This window comes from Barnesiella sp. WM24 (genome assembly GCF_004570975.1).
Taxonomy (GTDB): Bacteria; Bacteroidota; Bacteroidia; order Bacteroidales; family Muribaculaceae; genus Muribaculum.
On the sequence record NZ_SPPC01000002.1, the window covers coordinates 294,200 to 320,400 of the forward strand.

24 protein-coding genes and 1 other RNA gene are annotated in these 26,201 nt (G+C 48.8%); 2 read left to right on the forward strand and 23 right to left on the reverse strand.

Annotated elements, in window-relative coordinates:
• Positions 1-3 precede the first annotated feature (3 nt).
• The 23 genes from E4T81_RS03070 to E4T81_RS03180 form a co-directional block, all read right to left on the reverse strand.
• Complete coding sequence (locus tag E4T81_RS03070; protein WP_135041264.1) at positions 4-1,509, reverse strand: NuoM family protein; 1,506 nt, start codon at positions 1,507-1,509, stop codon at positions 4-6.
• A 30-nt stretch (positions 1,510-1,539) separates the two neighbouring features.
• On the reverse strand, positions 1,540-3,558 hold the full coding sequence (nuoL, locus tag E4T81_RS03075) for an NADH-quinone oxidoreductase subunit L (RefSeq protein ID WP_371683028.1): 2,019 nt from the start codon (positions 3,556-3,558) through the stop codon (positions 1,540-1,542).
• A gap of 15 nt (positions 3,559-3,573) precedes the next feature.
• Positions 3,574-3,888 (reverse strand): NADH-quinone oxidoreductase subunit NuoK, encoded by a 315-nt coding sequence (nuoK, locus tag E4T81_RS03080; RefSeq protein ID WP_135041268.1) that lies wholly within the window; start codon positions 3,886-3,888, stop codon positions 3,574-3,576.
• 7 nt (positions 3,889-3,895) lie between these two features.
• Positions 3,896-4,414, reverse strand: coding sequence for an NADH-quinone oxidoreductase subunit J (locus E4T81_RS03085; protein ID WP_135041270.1), 519 nt, complete (start codon positions 4,412-4,414; stop codon positions 3,896-3,898).
• Between the two features lie 49 nt (positions 4,415-4,463).
• On the reverse strand, positions 4,464-4,991 hold the full coding sequence (locus E4T81_RS03090; protein ID WP_135041272.1) for an NADH-quinone oxidoreductase subunit I: 528 nt from the start codon (positions 4,989-4,991) through the stop codon (positions 4,464-4,466).
• Between the two features lie 54 nt (positions 4,992-5,045).
• Entirely contained in the window at positions 5,046-5,927 is an 882-nt protein-coding gene (atpG, locus tag E4T81_RS03095) for an ATP synthase F1 subunit gamma (protein ID WP_135041274.1), read from the reverse strand.
• 14 nt (positions 5,928-5,941) lie between these two features.
• Positions 5,942-7,516 carry a F0F1 ATP synthase subunit alpha gene (gene atpA / locus E4T81_RS03100; protein ID WP_135041276.1) on the reverse strand — a complete coding sequence of 525 codons (1,575 nt, stop codon included), beginning with the start codon at positions 7,514-7,516 and terminating at the stop codon, positions 5,942-5,944.
• A 6-nt stretch (positions 7,517-7,522) separates the two neighbouring features.
• Positions 7,523-8,071, reverse strand: a complete 549-nt coding sequence (locus E4T81_RS03105) for a F0F1 ATP synthase subunit delta (protein ID WP_135041278.1) — start codon at positions 8,069-8,071, stop codon at positions 7,523-7,525.
• 6 nt (positions 8,072-8,077) lie between these two features.
• Positions 8,078-8,575, reverse strand: a complete 498-nt coding sequence (gene atpF, locus E4T81_RS03110) for a F0F1 ATP synthase subunit B (RefSeq protein WP_135041280.1) — start codon at positions 8,573-8,575, stop codon at positions 8,078-8,080.
• Between the two features lie 15 nt (positions 8,576-8,590).
• Positions 8,591-8,836 (reverse strand): ATP synthase F0 subunit C, encoded by a 246-nt coding sequence (gene atpE, locus E4T81_RS03115; protein WP_135041282.1) that lies wholly within the window; start codon positions 8,834-8,836, stop codon positions 8,591-8,593.
• 39 nt (positions 8,837-8,875) lie between these two features.
• Positions 8,876-9,994, reverse strand: a complete 1,119-nt coding sequence (atpB, locus tag E4T81_RS03120; RefSeq protein WP_135041284.1) for a F0F1 ATP synthase subunit A — start codon at positions 9,992-9,994, stop codon at positions 8,876-8,878.
• A 1-nt stretch (position 9,995) separates the two neighbouring features.
• Positions 9,996-10,229, reverse strand: a complete 234-nt coding sequence (locus tag E4T81_RS03125; protein WP_135041286.1) for a F0F1 ATP synthase subunit epsilon — start codon at positions 10,227-10,229, stop codon at positions 9,996-9,998.
• Positions 10,230-10,244: 15 nt separating this feature from the next.
• On the reverse strand, positions 10,245-11,747 hold the full coding sequence (gene atpD, locus E4T81_RS03130; protein WP_135041288.1) for a F0F1 ATP synthase subunit beta: 1,503 nt from the start codon (positions 11,745-11,747) through the stop codon (positions 10,245-10,247).
• Between the two features lie 42 nt (positions 11,748-11,789).
• Positions 11,790-12,866: an NADH-quinone oxidoreductase subunit NuoH gene (nuoH, locus tag E4T81_RS03135; RefSeq protein ID WP_135041290.1), complete on the reverse strand. Its 1,077-nt coding sequence runs from the start codon at positions 12,864-12,866 to the stop codon at positions 11,790-11,792.
• Between the two features lie 33 nt (positions 12,867-12,899).
• Complete coding sequence (locus E4T81_RS03140; RefSeq protein WP_135041292.1) at positions 12,900-14,528, reverse strand: NADH-quinone oxidoreductase subunit C; 1,629 nt, start codon at positions 14,526-14,528, stop codon at positions 12,900-12,902.
• 42 nt (positions 14,529-14,570) lie between these two features.
• Entirely contained in the window at positions 14,571-15,179 is a 609-nt protein-coding gene (locus E4T81_RS03145; RefSeq protein ID WP_135041294.1) for an NADH-quinone oxidoreductase subunit B, read from the reverse strand.
• Complete coding sequence (locus tag E4T81_RS03150) at positions 15,170-15,544, reverse strand: NADH-quinone oxidoreductase subunit A (protein ID WP_135041296.1); 375 nt, start codon at positions 15,542-15,544, stop codon at positions 15,170-15,172. Before E4T81_RS03150 ends, E4T81_RS03145 begins: the two co-directional genes overlap by 10 nt.
• Before the next feature lie 155 nt (positions 15,545-15,699).
• Positions 15,700-18,144: a CotH kinase family protein gene (locus E4T81_RS03155; protein WP_135041298.1), complete on the reverse strand. Its 2,445-nt coding sequence runs from the start codon at positions 18,142-18,144 to the stop codon at positions 15,700-15,702.
• A gap of 166 nt (positions 18,145-18,310) precedes the next feature.
• Positions 18,311-19,207: a hypothetical protein gene (locus E4T81_RS03160; RefSeq protein ID WP_135041300.1), complete on the reverse strand. Its 897-nt coding sequence runs from the start codon at positions 19,205-19,207 to the stop codon at positions 18,311-18,313.
• Between the two features lie 27 nt (positions 19,208-19,234).
• The gene (locus E4T81_RS03165; RefSeq protein WP_135041302.1) at positions 19,235-21,445 is read right to left on the reverse strand and encodes a TonB-dependent receptor; all 2,211 of its coding nucleotides are present in this window, start codon (positions 21,443-21,445) and stop codon (positions 19,235-19,237) included.
• 90 nt (positions 21,446-21,535) lie between these two features.
• On the reverse strand, positions 21,536-22,336 hold the full coding sequence (gene zupT, locus E4T81_RS03170) for a zinc transporter ZupT (RefSeq protein WP_135041304.1): 801 nt from the start codon (positions 22,334-22,336) through the stop codon (positions 21,536-21,538).
• 75 nt (positions 22,337-22,411) lie between these two features.
• Positions 22,412-22,782: RNase P RNA component class A (gene rnpB, locus E4T81_RS03175), an RNA gene on the reverse strand.
• A gap of 65 nt (positions 22,783-22,847) precedes the next feature.
• Positions 22,848-24,149: a hypothetical protein gene (locus E4T81_RS03180; protein ID WP_135041306.1), complete on the reverse strand. Its 1,302-nt coding sequence runs from the start codon at positions 24,147-24,149 to the stop codon at positions 22,848-22,850.
• Positions 24,150-24,587: 438 nt separating this feature from the next.
• On the opposite strand from E4T81_RS03180, the gene E4T81_RS03185 reads away from it, so the two are divergent.
• Complete coding sequence (locus E4T81_RS03185; RefSeq protein ID WP_167761614.1) at positions 24,588-25,079, forward strand: redoxin domain-containing protein; 492 nt, start codon at positions 24,588-24,590, stop codon at positions 25,077-25,079.
• Between the two features lie 688 nt (positions 25,080-25,767).
• On the forward strand, positions 25,768-26,013 hold the full coding sequence (locus E4T81_RS03190) for a hypothetical protein (RefSeq protein WP_135041310.1): 246 nt from the start codon (positions 25,768-25,770) through the stop codon (positions 26,011-26,013).
• Positions 26,014-26,201: the final 188 nt, after the last annotated feature.

Sequence of the window (26,201 nt, forward strand, 5' to 3'; positions counted from 1 at the left end):
ATCTTATTTAGTCAATACTTCAATTATAGGAAGGAATGAATTGTGAATCATGTCGTTAATCCAGTTGGGGAAACAACCGATACCTGCCACACAAAGGATAAGTGTCACAGTTGAAAGGCGCTCCCACCATTTTGCATCGGTAAGCGTCAAGTGATGCTCGTCATAGACAGGACCAAGCAGAAGCTTGCCAACAACACGGAGGATATAGACAGCGGTAATCACAATCGAACAGCATGCAGCTATTGTGAACACACGGTGGAACATGTCCTCATGCTGGAACGAACCGACGAAGATAGTCATCTCGGCGACAAATCCGCTGAGACCGGGAAGTCCGAGCGACGCCATACCGGCTATGACATAGCAGACCGCGAGGAACGGCATTATCTTCATGAGTCCGCCCATGAGGCGAATGTCGCGGGTGTGGGTACGACCGTAAATCATACCGATAAGCGCAAAGAAGAGAGCCGTCATGAGACCGTGGGAAAGCATCTGCATCACAGCACCGGTCATAGCAGTGGTGTTGAGCATAAGGATGGCAAACAACACGAGTCCGCAGTGGCTCACTGAAGAATAAGCGTTGATATACTTGAGGTCGTTCTGAACACATGCGCTGAACGCACCGTACACTACCGATATGCCGGTAAGGATAAGGAATATCCACGCAAGCTCGTTGGCTGCATGAGGCATAAGATAGATAGCGACACGGAAACAGCCGTAACCTCCAAGCTTCATAAGCACTCCGGCATGAAGCATTGACACGGCGGTAGGCGCCGAAGCGTGACCGTCAGGGCTCCATGTGTGGAACGGGAACATCGCGCCAAGCACACCAAATCCGACAAAAGTTATCGGGAAGAGGAAATACTGCCAGTTATGGTCAATCGCGTTGTTAGCCGAGATTTCAAGAAGGTTCATTGTAAGCTTGCCGCCCTCGGGAGCCGAATGGTAGTATATACCGAGTATACCGAGAAGGAGGAACGCCGAGCCACCCATAAGCATAAGGGTAAGCTTCATCGCTGAATACTCCTTACGTCCCGTACCCCAAAGACCGATAAGAAGATACATCGGGATAAGAGCGACCTCATAGAACATGAACATCGTAAAAAGGTCGATCGAGATGAAGAATCCGAACACACCGGTCGACAGCAATATGAGCCAAAGGAAGAAGTCCTTGGGAAGCGGATCAATCTTCCATGAAGCAAATGTTCCGGCAAAAACGATAATCGCTGACAACAGCAACATCGCAACCGAGATACCGTCGACACCTATTGCAAGATGTATATTGAGCGGTTCAAACCACATCCACGAGTCGGTATAAAGCATCACCGCGTCGGCACCTGCCTCACGAAGATGCAGAAAATCTATTACAAGGTAGACCGATAGAGCCACCAGGGCAGTCGACCCTACCACAGCAACGGTGCGTATCTGGTTCATGTTCCTGCAAAGGAACAGCAAGCCGAGCATCACCAGAGGGATGACTACAAAATATATCAGAATATTAGAAAATATCATAATTACTATATTTGAGTTGCACCAGTTAAATTACAATAGGCAGAGCCATACAATAGACGCCATGACAAGCGCTCCGACAAGATAAACCCAAACGTAGGTCTGCACACTGCCTGACTGAAGTCCGCGAATCGATACAGAAAGACGCTGCGTAACCTTCGCAAACATATCCATCGTTCCATCGATGATGTGGCGATCAAACCAAGCAATAGGCTTGCATATCTTGTCAAAGATAATATTCTTGGTGATAAACATGTAAAGTTCATCAAAGTAGAAGCGATGGTAAGCCCATGTCCAAAGTGCGGGCATCGCATTTCTGAACTTTGCAGGCAGAGGATTTTCCTTGCGGTACATCACAGTGGCGATTACGATAGCTATGATTGCCACGGCGAGTGAAACGGCAGCCACTGTCCAGTCAAGATGCTCAAGATTGGTGAAGAATGACACATGGTCAAACATAGGATGTCCGTTCCAGGTGACAAGATTGCCAAAGGGCACGAATCCGGCAACACAAGAAATCGCTGCGAGTATCACAAGCGGGAGGGTCATGGTCCAAGGCTGGTCGTGGGGGGCATGATGTCCCTCATGTACCTTATGCTCCTTCCACCAGAATATCAGGTAGTAAAGACGGAACATGTAGAAGGCGGTAAGACCTGCGACAGCCGACATCCAGACATACCACAGAGCCGAGTTGCCGAAGCATGCGGTAAGAATCTCGTCCTTTGAGAAGAATCCTGCAAAAGGAATGATACCGGCAATGGCAAGACAGCCGATAAGGAACGTGATATGGGTAATCGGCATGTATTTACGAAGACCGTGCATGTCAGTATAGTCGTTTGAACCGATTGCATGGATAAGAGCTCCGGCGCAAAGGAACAGCAACGCCTTGAACATAGCGTGGGTGAACAAGTGGAACATACCCGCCATGTAACCGATGCCGTGATGGAATTCCGGACGAGCGACGCCGAGCGACACCATCATGAAAGCAATCTGAGATATTGTCGAGAATGCAAGCACACGCTTGATGTCAACCTGCGTACACGCCACAATCGCCGCATAAAGCGCGGTGACAGCTCCGACCACAGTTACAATCTCAAGAGAGCGTATCTCCATGAGGTAAAGCGGGAACAGACGCGCCACAAGGTAAACACCAGCAACAACCATCGTAGCAGCATGGATAAGCGCTGAAACGGGAGTAGGACCTTCCATCGCATCGGGCAGCCAGATATGGAGCGGCATCATCGCCGATTTACCCATTCCACCCATGAAAATCAGCACGAGAGCCCATGTCATCACAGACGCACCCATGAAAAGCGGAGCCGCGCTGTTGGCGAAAATGCTCTTTACTCCCGCTGCTGTAGTCTCGCTTACCTGGAATACGTTGGCAAGACCGTCGACAGGAGCCGAGGTGAGTTCGGTGAAGTTAAATGTGCCGGTATAATAAGAAAGCACGAGTATACCGATAAGGAAGCCGAGGTCGGCAAATCGGGTTACGATAAATGCTTTCTTTGACGCAAGCACTGCAGAAGGCTTGGTGTAGTAGAATCCAATCAACAGGAATGATGACGCACCCACAAGCTCCCAGAATATATACATCTGGAAAATATTGGTTGCCACCACAAGCCCGAGCATCGAGAAGCTAAACAGAGAAAGGAATGCGTAAAAACGCTGGAAACCTCTCTCAAACACTCCATGATGATCGCGCATATAACCCATCGAATAAAGATGAACCATGAATGAGATAGTGGTGATGACCACAAGCATCATGGCTGAAATCGGGTCAAGAAGGAAGCCGAGGCGTATCACCAGCTTGTCAGTAAACTGAAGCCAGGTGACATTCCAGAGAATCGACTGAAGGCGTTCGCCGGCAGCATTGATAAAATCAGCGCCGCCGCTGAAAAAATAAGTAAACGCCACAGTATAGGCAAGCACGAGGGTTGTGCCCATGCCGAGACAGCCGAGCGTACCCGCAAGCTTGTGACTCATCTTCATGCCCGTCAGTCCGAGCAAGAGGAACATGAAGAGAGGTATAGCTAATATTAAAATTGACATTGTTTCCATAGCCGCTTACAGTTTCAATTTGTTCAGGTCGCTTACGTCAACATTTTTCACAGCGCGGAAGACATTCACGATAATGGCAATCGCGAGAGCGGTCTCAGCCGCAGCTATAGCAATTGCAAAAAGAGTGAACATCATGCCCTCAAGCTGTCCCGGGAAAAGGAAACGGTTGAACACGACAAAGTTAATATCCACGGCATTAAGCATCAACTCAAGAGAAATGAGTATAGCAATCATATTTTTACGGGTGATAAAACCGTAAACCCCGCAGCAGAACATTATCATACTGGGGATGATATAACAGATGACAGATAATTTATCCATGACTTGCCTATCGTTTACGGGCGACTACCACGCCGCCGATTATACATGCCAATAACAACACACTCACTGCTTCAAAGGGAAGAAGATACTGATACTTTTCAGTACCGAGCAATATCTCTCCAAGATGGTTCATCGTCATCTCCATTGTGAATGGCGCCGATACGGTTGTCCATATCTCAGGACGGCTCATAAGGGCATAACCAAGCACCACGAGTGACGCCACGGCGGCAATAGCGCCGAACACACGTCGCTTTGAAGTAAGTCTCGCACTACTGTCACCGGGCTTGCTTGTGAGCAAAATAGAGAACACAAACAGCACGACGATACCACCGGCATAGACGGCAATCTGCACGGCTCCAAGAAACTCATAGTCAAGCTTGAAGTAAAGACCTGCCGTGGCAAAAAGCACAAACAGCAGGTAGGTCGCGGCGCGCAAAATGCGACGGGTGGTAACAGTAAGTATCGAGAAGATGATAATCGCGGCAACGATTATCCCGTACATAACAATACTTCCTACTGATTCCATATAATTAATTAGTTTTTTTTCTTTTCTGATCGGTTTATAGCAATGAATCTCATTCAGCCTTGGCTTCAGCGGCTGCCGGGGCTGCTTTCACCGCCGACGGCTTTGGAGCCGGATCATCGGGCTGCTCGGGCAGATAGTTAAGCTGCTCGACAAGCTTTTCGCGGGTGAACACCGCCTGCTCGAAATCGTTAGAGAACTCGATTGCATCCTGCGGACAAGTAGTCACACACAGCTCGCAGAATGTACAACTGCCGAGGTCATATGTGTACTTGTCGAGTTTACGTTTCTTCTTCCCGTCAGGGAGATCCACCATCTTGGTGGTAACTGTAATAGTGCCGTTGGGGCAATTACGCTGGCATATTCCACAAGCGATACACCGGTTGCGCCCGTCAGGCTCATAAATAAACTGCAACTTAGCACGGAAACGCGGGGCTGCATACTGAATCGTATCACGATGGTCGGGATACTCCTCGGTCACCTTAGGAGTGAAAAACTCCTTGCCCGTGACGCCCATGCCCTTGAGTAGGCTGACAACTCCGGTGCCCAGTGATGAAAAATAATCTTTAACACTGCCCATAGTGGATGATTGGTCTTTTTCTTAATATGTTTTTATTTATTGTTAAAAGTCACTTTACCTCACCTGACCGCCCAATATGTCAAGAAGCTCGCTGGTAATTGCCTGCTGGCGCAGCTTATTGTATTCAAGCTGCAGCTCTTCGAGCAGTTTCTTGGCATTATCGTTGGCGCTTTGCATCGCCATTACGCGGGCAGCCTGTTCCGATGCCTGATTCTCGGTGAATGTCTCCTGCATGACCGAGAGCACAAACAGCGGCAACACTGAATTGAAGATTGTGTTAGGATCAGACTCAAAAATATAAGGGCGACACTGCACTGTAACATCGTTGCCGGCAAGTGTCTCCTGGACAACCGGCAAGAGCTGTTCAGAACGCAGTATCTGGCGACTTACGCTCTTATAGCTCATGTAAATTATCTCTACAGTGTCAATTATTCCGTCAAGGTATTTCTGCTGAAGGTCAAAGGTAAACTTCTTTACCTCCTCACCGGTGCTTTTGGAATGTATGCCCTCAGGCACCTCCACACGTATGTGAGAGCCCGACAGCTTGCTTACCGCCTTGTACATCTTGCCACCCACCGGATATAGCGTGAAGTCGACCGACGAGCCATAACGCTCGCGACACTTCTCAAGCTCGACCAGCAGCCCTTTGAATATATTGATGTTGTAGGCACCACAAAGTCCGTCGTCGGAACCAAATACAACGATGCCTACGCGCTTCACTTCGCGGTTCTCAATCAGAGGCGATGCAAATTCAGCATCAGCCGACAGCAGATTGCCGATTATTGTCTGAATCTGTCCCCTGAAGGGCAACAGGCGCTTCAACGCCTGCTCGGCTTTGTGCATCTTTGCCGATGAAATCATCTTCATTGCACCGGTTATCTTCTCCGAAGAGCGAACCGAGCCGATTCTACCTTTTAACTCGCGTAATGTTGCCATCTCCCAATATTATTTTATTTATAACGGCTTGCAATTTCTTTAGCACTTTCTGTCAGCTTAGCCACGACATCGTCGGTAAGCTGACCGCTCTTTATCACGTCAAGCACATCAGTCTGATACTTCGCATGCAGCAACTGCAGGAATAGCTTTTCAAACTCAGCCACCTTATCAAGGGGCACATTCTCAAGTAATCCCTTTGTTCCGCAGAATATGACTGCAACCTCCTCTTCTACAGCAAGAGGGCTGTACTGAGGCTGGATAAGCAGCTGTTCATTCTTACGTCCCTTGTCGATAACACGCGCCGTAACCGGGTCAATGTCACCGCCGAACTTGGTAAACGACTCAAGCTCACGGAACTGAGCCTGGTCAATCTTCAATGTACCGGCAACCTTCTTCATTGACTTAATCTGAGCGTTACCACCCACACGCGATACAGAGATACCCACATTAATCGCAGGACGGATACCGCGGTTGAACAGCGCAGTCTCAAGGAATATCTGACCGTCGGTGATAGAAATCACATTGGTAGGAATGTAAGCCGACACGTCACCAGCCTGAGTCTCGATGATAGGAAGCGCAGTGAGCGAGCCTCCACCCTTAACCTTGTCTTTCAACACAGCGGGAAGGTCATTCATCGAAGCGGCAACCTCCTGATTGTCGATAATCTTGGCGGCACGCTCAAGAAGACGGGAGTGCAGGTAGAATATATCGCCCGGGTAAGCCTCACGTCCCGACGGACGCTTCAAGATAAGAGAAATCTCACGATAAGACACCGCCTGCTTCGACAGGTCATCATAAACGATAAGAGCGTCACGACCGGTGTCACGGAAATACTCGCCGATCGCTACTCCGGCAAAAGGCGAATAGTAACGCATCGCAGCCGAGTCAGAGGCATTTGCCGCCACAACCACTGTATAAGGGAGCGCACCGTTTTCACGGAGAGTCTGCACAATCGCAGCCACTGACGAGGCTTTCTGCCCGATTGCCACATATATACAGTAGACAGGCTTGCCTTCCTCGTAATTCTTGCGCTGGTTAATAATGGTGTCGATTGCAATGGCAGTCTTACCGATCTGGCGGTCACCGATAATAAGCTCACGCTGACCGCGACCTATAGGCACCATCGAGTCGACAGCCTTTATACCGGTCTGAAGCGGCTGCTTCACAGGCTGACGGAAAATCACACCGGGAGCCTTGCGCTCAAGCGGCATGTGGTAGAGTTCGCCGGTAATAGGGCCGGCTCCGTCGATAGGTTCGCCCAACACATTGATTACACGACCCAAGAGACCCTCGCCGGCAGGGATTGAAGCAATCTCACCGGTACGACGTACGGTCATATTTTCGGTCACACGGTCAATGTTGTTAAGCAAAATCACTCCGACATTGCTCTCCTCCAAGTTCATGGCAACGCCCTTGACACCATTTTCAAACTCTACAAGCTCATTGGCACGCACATTTTCAAGACCATAGACGTGGGCAACACCGTCACCTACCTCCAGGACCGTACCAACCTCCTCAAACGACACCTTATTGTTGACGTTTTCGAGTTGTTGTTTTAATACTTCCGATATTTCGCTTGGGTTAATCATTATGTGTTAGTTGCTTAAAAGTTCAAGACGCAATTGTTTTAGTTCATTGCTCACCGACGCGTCAAGACGCTCTGAATTGATATCAATCACAAAGCCGCCTATAAGCGAGGGGTCGACAATTCTGGAAAATTCCATGACAGCACCGTTGAGATGACGCTCTACAAGGTCATGCAGACGCTTTATCTCTTCCTCAGGAAGCTCTGCCGCAGTAGTGAGCTTGACAAGATAGATATTGTTAGCCTCCCGGTATATGTCAAGATAGGCAAGGGCAATATCACGTGCAAACTCTATCCTGCGGTTATGGAGCAACAGGTGCAGGAAATCAACATAACAAGAGTCTTTCTTCTCGTCGGCGTGAGCGGCTGTCATCAAAAGACGTGTCTTGTCTTCTGCCGGGATATAGGGATTTGCGATTACGGCTTGAAGCCTTGGCTGCTCCACAAACGAGGCTGCGAGCTGCTTCATCAGACCATACACCCTGTCGGCTTCACCCTTTTCAGAGGCAAACTTAAACAGAGCCTTAGCATAACGATTAGGAATAAGACCTTGATTCATTGCGTGCTAATTTTTATTTTCGATTTCGTCCAAAAGTGAATTTACCAATTGGGATTGAGCCTTCTCGTCTGACATCTGCTTTCTGACAACCTTTGAGGCTATCTCAAGCGCAAACGAGCTGACTTCATCACGGAAGCGCAATTCCGCTTCCTTACGCGACTGCTCGATTGCCACCTTGGCGGCATCCATCTGCTTCTTTGCTTCTTTCTGAGCCTCGGCACGCGCCTCCTCGATAATCTGAGTCTTCATGCGGTCGGCGTCACGGAGCATTTCAGCTTGCTGTTTACGAGCTTCATCTATATATTTCTCGGCCTCTTCACGGGCGTGATCAAGCTGCTCCTTGGCATTTTGAGCGTACTCCACACCCTTATCAATGAGGTCGGCACGGCTTTCTACACTTTTCATGATTGCTGGCCACCCCCACTTCGCAAGTACCAGAAACAGTACGGCAAAGGCGACAAACATCCAGAAAACCAAGCCAAATTCAGGCGTGAAAAGTTCCATCGGTCAAGCTTGAAATTAGAGGAAGAACGAAAGAAGACAAACGACAACGGCAAAGAGAGCCACACCCTCGACAAGCGCCGCGATAACAATCATATTACTACGGATGTCACCGGTAGCTTCAGGCTGACGTGCTATGGCTTCCATGGCAGATGCGCCGATTTTACCGATACCAATACCTGCACCAATTGCTGCGATTGCTGCGCCAACACATGCACCAATGCCTAAAAGGCCGTCGATTGCTGCTAAAATCATTGCTAACATAATAAATTTAAGTTTAAAGTGTTTGTATTAAGTTATTTTCTATTTTTCTGTTTTAAGTTCTTTATCATGCTCCTTCTCCTTATGTCCTTCCTCCTGTGCGAGAGAGATAAACAAGGTCGAAAGCATAGTGAACACATAAGCCTGGATGAAACTTACGAGCACATCAATAAGAAGCATGAATATCGAGAATAATACCGATACTACCGTGGCTCCGCCGGCAACCGCAGGTCCCAGCACCGCAAGGATAAATATAAGCAGTGTGAGCACGATAACGATGATATGTCCGCCCATCATATTGGCAAACAGACGCACCGTAAGCGCGGCGGGCTTGGTAAACACACCGAATATCTCGATTATCGGCATAATCGGAATTGGGAATTTAAGCCACAACGGGACATCGGGCCAGAAAATATCTTTCCAATAATGCTTTGTGCCGAAGATATTGACAATAAGGAATGTTATCAGCGACAACACAAGTGTAACGGCGATATTTCCTGTAAGATTGGCACCTCCAGGGAAAATCACTATAAGTCCGAGCAGATTCATCACAAGGATGAAAAAGAACACCGTCAAAAGATAAGGTGCGAATTTCGGAGACTTTGCACCGAGAGTAGGCTTGATGACTCCCCGGTAGACAAACTCGATAAGCGCCTCAATCGCGCCGGTAAACTTACGCGGAGCCTTATAGCCTTGCTTGCGATACCAGGATGCCACCTGAAGTATCATCCACATCACTATAATGACCGAGATAAAAAGAGCAAGCACATTTTTGGTTATGGACAAGTCAAGCGGGCGATACTCCTCCATGACGGTCTTTCCACCGACAGTAACAGGACGCTCCCCTACTATCTTGTTATGCCACTTGCTGTCTTTTCCTCCAAGCTTGAAGCCGTCGTATTCCTTGCCGTGCTGAATGCGGCTTGAGCTAAAGCAGTGCCACTCCCCGTCATAGCTTCTGACTATGACCGGCAATGGTATACGCAGATCATGGCTGAAAGGCACCTCCCAGCCATATCCGTCACCGAGGTGCTCGAAGATAATCTCCTTGGGATTAATCTTCTTCTCCTCCTGACCGCCGTCATGACCTGACGCCGACATGCACTGCGGCGATACAAGCACCGCACACATTATCATCAGTAAGAATACGAGTCGTTTCATATCAATATATGCACACTGATACCACATCGTTATCTACATCGACAATGCCACCGTCCACGCTGACTTCACCTTTGTGTCCGTTATGCTCATAGCTCACCGTCCCTTTTACAAGGGTAGAGATGAGCGAAGCATGGTGGGGAAGCACCACGAAAGTGCCGCCTGCTCCGGGAAGCGAGACTTTCTCCACTTCACCTTCAAACAGTATATTTTCTGCCGATATAACTTTAAGTACCATAGTCGTCAGTTAATCTTATTTTACCTCTGCAAGCAACTTCTTACCCTTCTCGATAGCCTCGTCGATTGTACCGACATTGAGGAACGCCTGCTCGGGATATTCATCCATCTCTCCACTGAGAATCATCTTGAATCCGCGGATTGTCTCACTCAGAGGCACCATCACACCGGGAAGTCCGGTGAACTGCTCTGCCACGAAGAATGGCTGAGAAAGGAAGCGCTGGGCACGACGCGCACGCGCTACGACAAGCTTGTCTTCATCGGAAAGCTCGTCAACACCAAGGATGGCGATAATATCCTGAAGCTCGTTGTACTTCTGAAGCAGCTGCTTCACAGCCTGGGCTGTCTGGTAATGATCCTCACCGATAATGTGGGGGTCGAGGATTCGTGAGGTTGACTCCAGCGGGTCTACCGCAGGATAGATACCAAGCTCGGCAATCTTACGGCTCAACACCGTCGTCGCGTCAAGGAAGCTGAATGTGGTAGCCGGAGCTGGGTCGGTCAAGTCATCGGCAGGCACGTAAATTGCCTGAACCGAGGTAATTGAACCTTGCTTTGTGGAAGTGATTCGCTCCTGAAGCGCACCCATTTCGGAAGCAAGCGTAGGCTGATAACCCACAGCCGAAGGCATACGTCCAAGAAGCGCCGACACCTCAGAACCCGCCTGGGTGAATCGGAATATATTGTCAATGAAGAGAAGAATCTCTTTACCGCCGCCGTCCTGGTCACGGAACTGCTCAGCCACGGTAAGACCGGAAAGCGCAACACGAAGACGCGCACCCGGCGGCTCGTTCATCTGACCGAACACGAGTGTAGCCTGTGAATTGGCCACATCTTCCATGTTTACATCGGCAAGATTCCACTCGCCCTTCTCCATTCCTTCGCGGAATTTGTCGCCATACTTCATAACGCCGCTCTCAATCATCTCTCGAAGCAGGTCATTACCCTCACGGGTACGCTCTCCCACACCGGTAAATACCGAGAATCCGTTATGTCCTTTGGCGATATTATTGATGAGCTCCATGATAAGCACGGTCTTTCCTACACCGGCACCACCGAAAAGACCGATCTTACCACCCTTGCTATAAGGCTCAAGAAGGTCAATCACCTTTATACCGGTATACAGAATCTCCGTACCGATAGTCAGGTCGTCAAATGCAGGCGCAGGCTGATGAATCGGACGCAGGTCGTCACGCTTCAGTTCGGGAAGGTGGTCGATAGCCTCTCCAATCACATTGAGAAGGCGACCCTTGACCTGGTCACCGGTAGGCACGGCTATAGGACGTCCAAGGTTTTCAACCTTGATGCCACGCTGCAGACCGTCGGTACTTTCCATAGCGACGCAGCGCACTGTATCCTCACCGATGTGTTGTTCCACTTCAAGTATAAGCTCCGACCCATCGGGACGGTCTACTTTAAGTGCGGTATAGATTGGAGGAATTATGTTATCCTTCCCTTCGAAAGTCACATCGACCACAGGGCCGATTACCTGACTAACTGTTCCGAATTTATCGCTCATCTTTATAAAAATCTGAGGTTATATATTTTAATTATTTAACTCTTAAAAATGCAGGCCGTAGCAAATCACGATAACCATCAGCACAAGATTGGCGAGGTTAATCGGGAGAAGATACTTCCATTCAAGATGCAGCAACTGGTCGATACGAAGACGGGGGAACGTCCACTTAAACCAGATAATCACAAATGAAAGCACTATTGCCTTGCCTATAAACCATACTACAGAGGGAATAAAGTCCATCACATGATTAAACGCATCCCACCCGGGAATATGGAGCGGCATCCAGCCTCCAAAAAACAATAGCGTCGCTACGCCGGCTACAATGAAGAGGTTAAGGTATTCAGCCAGGTAGAAGAAGCCGAAGTGAATACCTGAATACTCCGTATGGTAACCTGCTGTCAACTCACTCTCTGCTTCAGGAAGGTCAAACGGGCCACGGTTGGTCTCCGCCGTACCTGCGATGATGTAGATAATGAACGCGATTATCGCGGGAATGTGTCCCGAAACGATAAACCACAGGTCTTTTTGTGCCATACAGATGTCGGTTATCGACATTGAGCCTGCAAGCGCTACCATTGTAATAACCGAAAGACCGATGGAAAGTTCATAGCTTATCATCTGGGCACCGCTTCGGATAGCACCGATAAGAGTGAACTTATTGTTACTTGACCATCCGGCAAGGAGGATTCCAAGCACACCGATAGAAGAGACGGCGACAAGGAAGAAAATTCCTATATTGAAGTCAATAACCTGCAGTCCGTTGCCCCAGGGCAATACGGCAAAGCAGAGCATAGAGGCAATTATGACAAGATAAGGAGCGAGAGCAAACAGGAACTTGTCAGTGTGCTTGAGCGAGATAAGCTCCTTGATAAGAATCTTGAACATGTCGGCAACACTCTGGAATATACCGGCGGGACCTACTCGGTTAGGACCGAGACGGCACTGGAACGCGGCACACACCTTGCGCTCAAAATAAATATAGAATAGCGCCAGAAGAGCATAGGCGAGAAGAAGCACGACACCTATGAGCACACACTCAATCGTAACTGTGAGCCAGGCGGGGCAAAATCCGTTTAACCATTGGTTGAGCCAGTCGGCTCCTTTTGATAAATCGTACATATCGGTTTATTCGTTACTTTTTCTTCATTTGTGTTAACGGTCAATATCGGGCACCACATAGTCAAGTGTACCACCGATAGTGATCAGGTCGGCAATCTTGCTGCCTCTTGTGAGATGATCCACAACACCGGCGAGATTCATACACGGAGAGTTGAACTTCACGCGCCAAGGGGTATTGGCCCCGTGACTCTCGATATATACGCCGAAAGCGCCTCGGCTTGCCTCAACCTGCTGGAACCAGTGTCCCTCGGGAAGCTTGATGACCTTGGGCACCTTGGCACAAATCTCTCCGTCAGGTATATTGTCGACAAGCTGCTCGAGAATGCGGAGCGACTGCTTGATTTCCTCGATACGCTCAACGAAGCGAGCCATACAGTCACCTTCATGAAGCACGACCTCATCAAAATCGAGTTCGGAATATATGCTGTAAGGTGCTGTCTTGCGCACGTCACACGCCCATCCTGAAGCACGGCCCACAGGACCTGTAGCGCCATAGGAAATAGCGTCTTCCTTGCTAAGATGACCGACACCCACCATACGGTTATTGGCGATCACATTGCCGGTGAATATAGTATTGTATTCCTTGATTGCGGCGGGCATAATCTCGATAAGATGCTTTACATCTTTTACAAAATCAGCGTCGATGTCATCCATAATACCGCCTATGCAGTTATAATTGAATGTCATGCGCGCACCGCAGGTCTTCTCAAAGATATTAAGTATAGTCTCGCGTTCACGCAGCGTGTAAAACAACATTGTCGTAGCACCGAGGTCCATACAGAATGTACCCATAAACAGCAGGTGAGAAGAGATACGCATAAGCTCGTCCATCATGACACGGATTACCTGTGCGCGACGCGGAACCTCGATTCCGAGCGCCTTCTCGATACACAGACACAGGCAGTGACGGTTCTGCTGGGCAGAGAGATAGTCAAGACGGTCAGTGAAATGCAGAGTCTGAGGATAGCCGAGTCCTTCGCAAAGTTTCTCGATTCCTCGGTGGATGTAGCCGAGATAAAGGTCAATCTTGGTTATAGTCTCACCCTCGACAGCAGTGCGGAAACGCAACACGCCGTGAGTCGCAGGGTGCTGCGGACCGATGTTGACAACAAAATCCTCGGGACGGAAGATTGTCACTTCCTTTTTCTCTATATTGCCGTCGGCATCCTCTACATAAGAAACGGTCACATCATCAACCGCCTCATGGTCAAGACGCACGGGGTTTACATTGGGGTCATCATTGTAATCCTTGCGGAGGGGATAGCCCACCCAGTCATTGCGCAGGAACAGACGGCGCATGTCGGGATGATTGATAAATATGATGCCGTAATAGTCATATACCTCACGCTCATAAAGGTTTGCCACCGCCCAGAGGTCAGATATGCTATGAAGCATCGGGTTCTCACGGTCAGAGGTGGTGACCTTTACTGACACGTGTGTGTTATGAGTGGTCGAGGTAAGGTAATACATACAGCCGAGCGTCTCGGTCCAGTCCATACCTACGATTGCGACAAGATAATCAAATCCGAATTCCGGATCCTCTTTCAATGTCTTTGCAAGGGAGTGCCATTTGGCATCGGGAATATTCACCAACAGCCATTCGCCCTCCTCAAAAGTCGCCTCGGGGAACAGCCTGGCTATATTTTCCTGAACATTTGCCATAATCGATATATTGATTGGGGTATTGTTTATTCTTGGTTATAATTATTTCTCCGTCTCGTCAAGTGGATGAGTCTCGAAAAATTCCTTCTGCTTCTCCTGTCGATTGACACCGCCGAAGAATTTTTCCACCTTTACCTTACGCGACAGCTGCATGATGCCGTAAATCATCGCCTCGGGACGAGGAGGACAGCCGGGCACATATACGTCGACCGGAATAATTTCTTCCACACCCTTCACAACATGATAGGAATTCTTAAACGGACCACCGGAAATCGCACATCCGCCACAGGCTATGACATACTTCGGCTCGGCAAGCTGGTCATAAAGTCGTCTTACCACAGGCGCCATCCTGTGCACTATCGTGCCGGCAACCATCATGAAGTCAGCCTGACGTGGGGAGGCTCGCGCCACTTCCCAGCCAAAGCGCGCCATGTCATAGCGCGCCGCTCCAAGAGAGATAAACTCTATACCACAGCAACTGGTTGCGAATGTGAGCGGCCATAAAGAGTTACTGCGCCCCCAGTTGATTACGTTATCAAGCGTGCCGACAACCACATTGGTGCCGTTATCCTTGAGTTCTTTTACGAGATGCTCGATATATTCGTTGTCCTTCCATTCGGAATAGGGCATCCCTTGTGCTGTTACTTCCATTCAAGCGCTCCTTTCCGCCAGGCATATGCCAAGCCCAGCACTAAAATTCCGAAAAATACTGCGATGCACAACAAGCCGTCAGTTCCAAGCGAGCGAACATTCACCGCCCACGGATAAAGGAACACGGTCTCCACATCAAACATTAAAAATAAAATGGCATACAAATAGTAACCTACCTTGAACTGAGCCATGCTCGCTCCACGGGTAGGAATACCGCACTCATACGCCTCACCCTTCTGTGGATTGTACGATTTTGGTGAGATAAGCCCTGCTATCACCAAGGCAAGAGCCACAAGAGCCACACCGGTAAGCGCGGCAACCACGGCAAGGGTTGAATTTTGAATACCAAAAATTAATGATACCATATAATATAACTAATACTTCTTCCGAGAAATGTTTTTCGGCAGGATATAATGCATCCCTTATAAATTTGTGCAAATATACTAATTTTTTCCTACACAGCATCGGAGACCGTGACAAAAAATCCATTCTTTTTTTTTGTAAAAATTAACTATGCCTGCTATCGGCACCTTACTTTTACCGAACCGACAAGTCCTGAGGCCGAAACATATCTCACCACATAGACTCCGGCTGCAGCAACCTTGCCGCTGCAGCCGCCACTAATCCGGCATGCCATAGTTCCGTCTATGCCATATACTTCCGCAGCCAGCCCTTCAGGTCCGTGCAGACTTATTTCAAGCCCTTCGACTTCTACCTCAACGTCTACCGACGACATTTCCACCTCATCGATCGAAGCAGGATTGTAAGGCACTGATTCAATCTCCACGCTTTTTGCATCGCTGAAATTAAATGTATGAACCGCTGCAGGCGTATACTCTGTAAAACGCCTTCCTGCCTTGTCGGTAACCGTGACCTTCCAATTGCGCCCCTCTGCGGTAGAAAGAGTCATCTCCTTGCCGTTATAATACTGACCGTCAAACACCTGCCGGTTAAGCGCCACCCCGTTGAACGTGACCGGTTCTCCCCCACCGCTGATTTTAAGCGTGTAAGCCGATGAGAGCCCGAAATAAGTGCGCATCCTGTCATATAGAAATATACGGCGTTTCTTACACCAATCATGGATGAAGCTTACTTCCCACTCCCAGTTGCTGAATTTCCAGGGGTTATCGGAAAAATACAATTTACAGTGGTCGGAATATTCAGGTCTGAGTTCATCAACCATTTCATCGAGCATCGCGTCGACATAATCGGGTTGGAGATAATCGCCCATCGCTATGGCAAGACGGTCAATGAACAGCGACCGCGCCTCAGGCAGCTCCATAAACAGCGCGAACAGTCTTACATTGCGTCGGGTCCACTCGTCATAATCTTTTGACGATGCCATGTCGGCTATAAACCGGAAGTAGTCATGTTCATGCTGTCCCTGTTCCCATGTGATGGCAAAACGGTCTATGTCCTTGAGCACCCAACGCCATTTAGCACCGTCGGTCCACGGTTTCCAGCACACAATATTGTTGTTTGGGTAATCCGTATTCCCGGCAAAGGTCTCAATCGTAAACATATCAAGGAAATTGTCGACATCCATCACCTCCTTCAGTCTGTCGAAAGTCACATCCTTTCTATTGTACAGGTCTATAAATTCCCACAGCGAATTGGCAGTGCCGTTCTTTACCTCCCACCAGTTTTCAACCATGTCTATATCCTCAAGCCCGTCATAGTTTGACTCGATGTAATCTTCATTAGTGCGTTCGCGCAAATCATATACACCTCGGTACTCGCCATTGACATAGCATATCACCAGGCGGTAACCCTGCCAGTCGACATGGGGAGAATTTAATCCGGCAAGACGCTGGGCAAACGCATCGCGCACGTGGGCGCCTTCAAAGTCGGTGCCGCTGTTACGCAGTTCAAAAGACTTAACACTTGTGACTTCCGGTTTATCGCGCCACACCCCGGCTGTGTTATAACGTTTTTCTCCAAACCTCTTGTTGGCATAAAACACAAGCGACTTCTGCGAATACCGCCTCGACCATCCGCCTTTGACCCTTGTCTCGCCTATCTGGTTAATCAGCCGGTCATGATTACCGCCGTCAAAATACTCCACATTCATAGGACGCCGCCAGTCATGCCCCCAGTTTGGATCCTTGTCAAGCTCGCCCATCAATATCCCGATTTTATCGTCATAAAGATATTCAGGATTAAGCGTCACCGACACCACAGGCAGGTCGGTCGCCCTTGGATGAAATATATAGGAATGTGTCACCGACACAGGTGAAAGTGCCGATGGGGAGATGAGTTTAGCTCTCAACGAGGTCGACTTGCTTATAAGAAACGTCTTACTGTCGCCTGTTACGGCATCATCAGCCACCGGTTCACGACCGTCGACAGTGATACATAACCGACAGTCGCCCGACACTCCGTCAGGCTTCCTCACGGTCACCTCGACAGGCGAGTCGTAAACACCGCCGCCGACACTGAATTCAGGTTTACCGAGCAGTGTCTCCGACACGCCGCCGCTATTACGCTGTCCCGGTGTCGGGGTTATCATGTAGCCCCATGTATCTCCTCCGTCCGACTCCCTGCCATAACCGACATTGGGCGCAGGCATCTTGCCATAGTCAAGCCTGTCTACAATATCGCCCGCCGGACTGAATATAAACACCGAGCCTTTCTTTGTCGACTCAAGACGGAAATCAGCATGCACACCCTCCGCCGCCTTATCGCAGAATATCAGCCCGTGACCTTTTGCCGGGACTACGACCGAGGTATTGATTTCATAAGACTTGGACACATTTTCCGATGCACCTATTTTATAGCCTTTCAGGTCGACAGCCACATCCCCCATATTATACACCTCAACCCATGAGTCGGGAAATTCATTGTCGGCAAAAAGTGCATCAAAATTTGACTGCATGATTTCATTGATTACAACTTGTCCTGAACTGTCAATCGGCTGCGACGCGATAGCCACACCTAAAAAGAATGCAAAAGAAACGTGTTTCATTGGTAAATTTCGGTTGATAGTTAGTTGATTTGCGCAAATATAGCAATAAAACCGTAAATGTCGAAATTTCAATCAGAAACATATTTCAGTCAATACACAAAAAAAGAGCGGAAGAGCTGCTGAAACGCCGCTCTCCCGCATCGTGTACGGTCTGTGTAAAGTGTTTTTACTGCTGAGTGCTGCCGCTCTGCTTCTGCAGACGGAACTTGAGAGTAGACTCTACATTATAGGTAGTCGAATTACCCTCATTCAGTGTAGGAGTGCATGAATATTTCAAGGTCACTTCATCACCGATTCGGCCCACGCCCTCAAGGTCGGTAATCGGGAATTTGTCATTGGGCACTTCAGTGGTGCCGTTTTCTCCGGCAAGCACACTTGGCACAAGACGATCTATCGCAAATTTAAGCACACCGTCTTCAATCTCAAACGGCACATCCTTGAACACCATGTTCATCGCGGGCATACCCTGCATGAAAGAAGCACCTCTCACATAAATATTAAGAGTGCGTGACGCTGTGTTTATATCCTTGTCGTTGACAGTAATCTGATAGCGGTTCTTTGACCCGTCTTCAGTAGTCATGACAGGAGCACCCGCGGGGTCAGTCACGTTTGTCTTGCTGAAATAAAACGAAACCTTAGGCATTCCGCAGACCTTCTCAGTCCCGGCAGTGAAGTTATAAAACAGGTTCCATGTGCTTATAAAACTTGTTCCGCCAAGAAGATTTATTGACAAGTCAGTCATGCCGGGAGCGGCTGACGACGCCGACTCGGTGAATCCAATGCCGTTAGTCACATTCTTGTTGGTAAGCCCTGTCACGTCAAAATTCTTTTTCTCACCACCGTTCATCACCACATCTCTTATGCTGAGACCCGACGCCGATGTGCCTATATACTCTATGGTTATCGCTGATTTACCAATTGAATAAGTCTCATCCGTACCATTGGTCACATAATTCAACATCTCAAACGGCTGAGTCTCACGATGGGAATTTTCTTTAGTCTCACAAGAAGTGAGTGCTACCGCAACGAGTGCAGCGGCGAGAATTGTCTTGTTAATCATCATCTAATCTTATTATTTATAATAGTAAATTTATATTTGTACTCTGAACGTCATGCCTATCCTCAACGGTTTTCCCCTCTGTAAAAATGCGTTCCCTATACTAACGAAGTAAAACGTATTATATTTTGTATCCGACAGGTTTTCGCCCCATAAAGTAAGTGAACATTTATTAAAATCCATCATCACAGAAGCACCCGGCAACATGTAAAACGGCTGCTTTACAAGATTTGCCTCATCCCACATAATCTCCCCCACTCCACGGCAATTCACGTCAAGTGTCAACGATTTAAGCCATGACGTGTTGACCGGCAAGATGTAACTGACTCCGGCAAACATCGTATTGTGAGGCGCATAAGGTATAAACTTGCCGGAATAGTCATTTATGCCATTATGAAACTCGGTAAAGCGGGCATCGGTATAGCCATAGGACGCGGTAACACACATTCGGGCTGAGGGATTATACTTTACCGTAATCTCCGCACCATAGCTGCGGGTCTTGCCGGCATTGGTCATTATGCGCCCCGTGGTGTTTCCGTCAGGAAACATCGTAAGCTGCTGGTCACGGCAATGGATGTAAAACAACGCAGCCTGGACCGACAGCCTGCCGCTACGGTCGCTTATGTGGGCGCCAAGTTCATAATTCCAGCTCGTCTCGGGTTTATACGATATTATGCGGTCGATGTCATAGCTCTGCGCTATGCCCATTATCCCCATCAGCCGCTGTTGCAGGACATCGCTGAACATCTGCGTGTTGAAGCCGCCGGCCTTGTAACCCCGCGCTACGGAAAGATAGACATTGGAGGCGGGAAGCGACATAATATCATATGTAGCGGTCAACTTGGGGAGAAACTCTACAAATGTCTTTTTAAGCTTGCCTCCGTCATTGATGTCAACCGGAATCTGACCGTCGTCAATGCCGGTAATCGTAAATGATGTATTGCACCGGCTGTTATATCTCAATGACGTATGCTCTACGTCCAGACGCACTCCAAGCGCGAAGTTCCATGCCCCGAGGCGGTAGCCGCTCTGATGATAAAGCGCCACTCCCCACACCGGATTGATAAAATTACTGCCGAGCACAAAACTGTCTTCGTCCCATACCGTAAGATGGGAACTGTGGGCATTTACATGTTCAAGTATCAGTTTTTCGATACCGGTGGGCTTGAATGTGACAGGAGCGTTCATGTCAGTGTGTTTGAAAAAGCCGAACACACCGCCAAGCCAGCTATAATCACCGACGTTTCCTTTCCCTACAAAGTCCTGGGTGAACGCCCACTCCTTGCGCGCCTGCGTCAATGTGAAGTAAGACTCGGGAAGGAAGTCCTGGTCAAGGGTCATGTTGTCGTCGATATACTGAAAGCTTGTTATGCTTGAAAGCGTCATATTGTCAAGGCGATAGCGCAGTGTCAACCCGTCGGTCACCCCGGTGCGTCGGTAAAAGCACGTGTCATTGTAGGCTATCTGCCCTGTCTCAAGCGACTCGTAGGGATAACCTCCCTGCCGTGAAATCTGGACTGACGCGATATTTTCCATTGTAAACCGGTCGGAGCCGCGCCAGACTGTCTTCCATCTGAAACTTCCCTGATTTTCCTTGTCACACTTCTCGCCGTTGTACCGGTTGGTAAAGTAGCCGTCGGTATGGGTATAATATAACGTGTATGACATGCCGAGTCGCTGCGACAGCTTGTGGTAATAAGACAATGACGCCCGCAGAGTGTTGCCCGTACCGTAGGCGGCGGTAGCGCGTACACCTTGGAATTTCATAGGCGACAATGTGTATATATTCACCAGTCCGCCCATCGTGTTTCTGCCAAAAAGCGTGCTTTGCGGACCGCGAAGCATCTCTATGCGCTCGATGTCCACAAGGTCAAAATCATAGTTGTCCTTGTTCAGATAAGGCACATTGTCGACATTCAGCCCTATTACAGGCTGGTCGATACGCGCGCCGATACCACGCACATATATTGAAGAAGTCATGCGAGAGCCGTAGTCAGGGATATAGAAGTTTGGAGCCACCTCGCTTATCCCTTTCATCGTGACTACGTTAAGCTTCTGAAGTTCCTTTTCACCGACTACAGTTGACGAGACCGGCAAAGAGCCTATGTCAAGCGACTGCTTGATGGCAGTCACCGACACCTCACCGAGGGTGAGCGTCGTGTCGGCTTTCTCATCAGCCATTACAGCCTGGCTACACATTATTATAATAGCCGGCACACTTGACAATGGTTTAACAAACTTCATTCAGGAGTGACATATTTTCTACGGTGCAAAATTACCTCTTGGATTGCAATGGTGCAATCACTACTTGTAGTGAATTGTCGACCGGAAAAGTCAGAAAAGAAGCAGCCCGAAGCCCATGACAGCCATGCCGAGTATCACCCCGCCTATGGCATAATGGTGATGACCGTACTCCTCGGAACTCGGCAGAAGCTCATCAAATGATATAAAGACCATGATGCCCGCGACAGCGGCAAGACACACGGCATTGACCGCCGGGGTCCATATAGGCATCAGAAACGCAAGAGCGAAAAGTGCGCCGAGAGGCTCGGCAAGCCCTGAGGCAATTGAAAACCACAATGCCTTCTTGCGGCTGCCTGTAGCATGGTATACCGGCACCGATACAGCGATGCCCTCTGGTATATTATGAATGGCGACTGCGACCACGATAGGGAGCGCGATGTCAAGAGATTCAAGTCCGGAGACAAATGTGGCTATACCTTCCGGGAAGTTATGGATGCCTATCGTTACGGCAAGCATGAAGCCAGTGCGCTTGAGTTTTCCGTTTCCTGCCGTTTTTATATTGTGCAGTTCATGGGGATTCTCATCTTCTGGGACTATAAAGTCGATAAGGGCAATCGCCCCCATCCCGCCGAAGAAAGCCAGCAACACATAAAGCATGGCGGTCTTCCCTGACGCATATGCCTCCATCGACTCCATAGCCTCCGGAAGCAGCTCCATGAACGATATATAGACCATCACGCCCGCCGAGAGCCCGAGCGCACAAGAAAGGAAACGGGTGTTGGTGACCTTTGTAAAAAAAGCCATAAGACTGCCTATGCCGGTAGATAACCCGGCTATCAGCGTAAGCAGCAACGCCATCAATATCGCATCGGTTGTAAGTGCTGTCTCCATTTCGTAGATAATAACAATTGCGTCGGCATTATAGTTGAAAAAAGACCGCCCCGCCACCCTTTCAGGCGCGGGGCGGGGTCGAGCATGACTGTAAGCCGGGTTATGTCGCGACGGCAGCAATTGCCGCCGCGGTCGGTCATTTATCTAATCCCGATGTCGCCACCGGGCTTGAGCAGTCTACCCCCCGGCAATGGGCGGGCAACCCTTAAATGCCGGTATACTTGACCTTGCAATCCATGAGGCGTGCGGCATCCCATATCGCTGTGGGACCCGGTGGGCTCTTACCCCGCCTTTTCACCCTTACCGCCACGAATGACGGCGGTTATTTTCTGTCACGCTACTCTGCCATCACTGACAGGTTGCCGTTAACAACCATGGCGCCCTGTATTGCCCGGACTTTCCTCTTGCCGCTCTCGAAGTCGGCAAGCGACCGACCGTCTTGCTCAATACCGCCGCAAAGTTACGCTATTTTTCGATATTTTCAACCAGAGTCACTATACTATTTGACCGATTAAAAACTGAACTGCGCCATGAGGCTGACCCTGTTGACCCAGCCGTGGGAGTGGTCTATGTTTTGCCGCTTGCCGAAATTATACTCGACAGCCATCTGGCAGCGTGAGGTCATATTCCAAAAGACATTTGCCGCGCCGTAAAGTCCGTATTTATAAGTGATATTCTCATAGACAGGCTGTTGCTTGGGCAAAAACCGCTCCTCGCTAAATACTATCGTAGAGAATATCTCGGGACTGAAATGATATTGCAAAGCAGCATACCATCCCAGGCTAAGCGGGGCAAACATCCTGCCGCGCTGCCCTGTGTCGCCGACAAGATCCATCGGCGAGCTTTGCAGGTCGTTGACAAGGCTCCCTATCCCCTTGCCGGTTATCACCGCACCATAGACTGTCAGCGGGGCTACAGGGTTGAAAACAGTGCTTACATGTACTCCCCAGCCGGTCTTTTTATAGTTTCTTCCCTCAACGAGGTCGCGATACTCAAGCCCGCGCACAACGCCCGACAGCCTTACATGCTGCCCGTTGCCCCACTGATACTGCATGAATGCCGCAAAATTCGGTATATAGTTGCTGCAACCCGTATATGTGTCGGCAAGTGTCGGGATAGAGCCGTCGGGGGTCTCCACCGAGGCAGCCACGACATAGTTTTTCCGGAAAGTGTGCATCCACCTTACAAGCACATTCGTGTCACTCGTTTTCGAGTTGGGGCCTTGTCCGTCGACCGTAGGAGGCTGAGCGGCAGGGTCGGAAAATGTCGAGTTAGTATAACCGATCGTGAGATCGCCCACTGTGGCATAGGCTTTCTTCAGCCTGAAATCGCGGCTCTGATAACCATTGAAATTAGCCTCTATATACAGCTGATAGTTGCCAAACTTTGAATGTCGCCCAAATACCGACATAAACAGCGCCGTCCCTACGGGGGTGCTGCCCACCCAGTGTTTACGGGTAGGGTCGGCAGGTATCTTTATCTCATAGGGGATAAAAGCACTGTAGTTCATGGCTCCGTGCCAGTCATACCACCCTCTCATTCTTACAACGCCACCTATGCCCATGGCATATTGATCGGTCTTGCTCATCATCATAAAATATGGAGCGAGCGGGTCCTGAAACTGGCGGAACTGGTCGTAATAAAACAAGTTGATAATCTCCTGCTCCGACGCCGAGTCTATAGGTTCATCAGGGCTTATATTTATCACATGATGACTCTTTTTGACCTTCGCGGCATGAACCTCGGCGGGGGTTGCAGCCTTGACAGGGATAAGACATAACAGCACTAACAATAACGTGATTGACTTTTTCATAAATCTAACAGTTGGTAACACTTCTTTAACAATACTGATTCCCTTTTTGTTTGCTCCAAAAGAGTCGCTGCAACCCCGTTTTCACCCTCTCCCGCGACAGGCTTCACATTGTTAGTTCAAGCCCGGTTTTTGAGAAAAAACGGAGCAAATACATGTTGCAAAACATCGTTTTAAAGCAATTTAACAATCGCCCGAAATCCGCTCCACCAAACGGTTTCCGCGCCTTTACTACAGGCTAAAGCGGTGAATATGAGCGATTGAATTTCAATATTTCGGAAAAGTTGCTTAACTTTGCAGTGTTGAAATTGTTATTTCTAAGGTCAAAAGAGTTTGACTTTCGCCGAAAATCGGCAACAAAAAGGAAAGAGCAATGGACAATTCATCACCACTCTTACTTTTTGTATTTAGTAATTTTAAACTTATGGAATGAAGAAAACAATGGCAATCATTGTGATCTTCGCCGTTCTCCTCGGACTTGGTTCAGCCGCATCAGGAAGTGCCGCAGATGGCAAAGTGGGATCCAAGGCTCCGATGTTCAAAATCGAACGCTCCGACTCTACGGTAGCTCTCGATGACATGAAAGGGAAATGGGTACTGCTCCAATTCTGGGCATCAAGTGATGCAGACTCGCGCATAGCCTGCAAGCAGTACACAATGCTTGAACAAAACCAGGAGTCAAGCAATTCCGGAGAACGATTCCATCTCTTGGCGATCAATCTTGATCGTAGTGAACGCCTCTTTCGTGAGATAGTGCGCAGAGATGGTCTTAGTGCGGAATCACAATTTTTTATCGAGAGAAGTAATGCAGAGAAATTCATCGACGATTATCATCTCGAATCGGGATTAAGCTCATTTCTAATTGACCCCAACGGGCGAATCGTAGCTAAAAACCCGAGCGAACAACAACTGATTGAACTTGCTATCAATTAAGACTACAAAACGGAGATGCACAACAGCTGCACCCCCGTTCTTTTTTTATACCCCCTAAAAAAGGCTCTACTGCCCGACAACTTCCGGAACTCACACACCGGCAACCCAATACACCCTAAACCACCGGACAACCACCACGGTTTTCACTCTACGTAGCTTTTCAGCGTAAAAACTTGCAAATTCACATCCAAAACAATATATTTGCGAAAAACCAACTTGTCACATCATGAAAACGCCTCTCCTCTCTTCCAGACACAACCACCGTTACCCTTACGGGCTGACGTTTGCCGACGCGGGGAAGGGCGCGTCGCTTGCTTCATGACAATACAAATTCAATGCTTTTAAAATATATGGGGCACAAAACGAAGCGTTTGATGGAGAGGTCGGCGGTTTTGGGCGGAATGCTTTGAGATTACGAGAGTTACGGTGTTGAGGGTGTGAGCGGCAAAAAAAACGAAGCGTTTACATTGCTTTAATTTCGGTTTAATTTTCGGCTCCGCAAGTTTACACGAGGCTTACATGGTGCGCATCATCAGCGTGTGGCGGTTTACATCACCGGTTCCGGCGGTCGAGCGGTGGTTAGAGGTTGGCTCTGCGCCGATTATTTTGAGCCGGTTTTTGATTTTGTAATATTCAAAAGGTTGCAAATAGCGTTTATTTGTGTATATTTGCGGAAAATTACGAGATTATGAGACAGACCAAATGTATCATCGTTCATCTAACAGGCAAGCGTAAAACCCTCGCTTTCGGCTCGATTGCCGCCATTTTCCATCATTTGACCCCGGAACAGGTGGGTTGTGGGTATGATTATCTGCGCCGAGCAGGGTTGAGTGGTGGCGGAACAATAGTCACTAAATGTGCGATAATACAGCAAACTACGCTGCTTACAGCCCCGCGTGGAGCCAATGGCGGCACAGATGATCAAATGGAATAATAACAACGTTAGAACGGCCTCAGAGAGCCGTCTGAATCAAAGCCTTTCGGGGGAGCCTCACGGCTCCCCCTTTTCTGTGTTAAAATGGCCGTTTTTTTGATTAGGGGTTACGAGAGGGGTTACAGTTAGGGGTTACACTCCGCATAGTTAGGGGTTACACATTTGGGGTAATTGGGGGGGGTGATAGA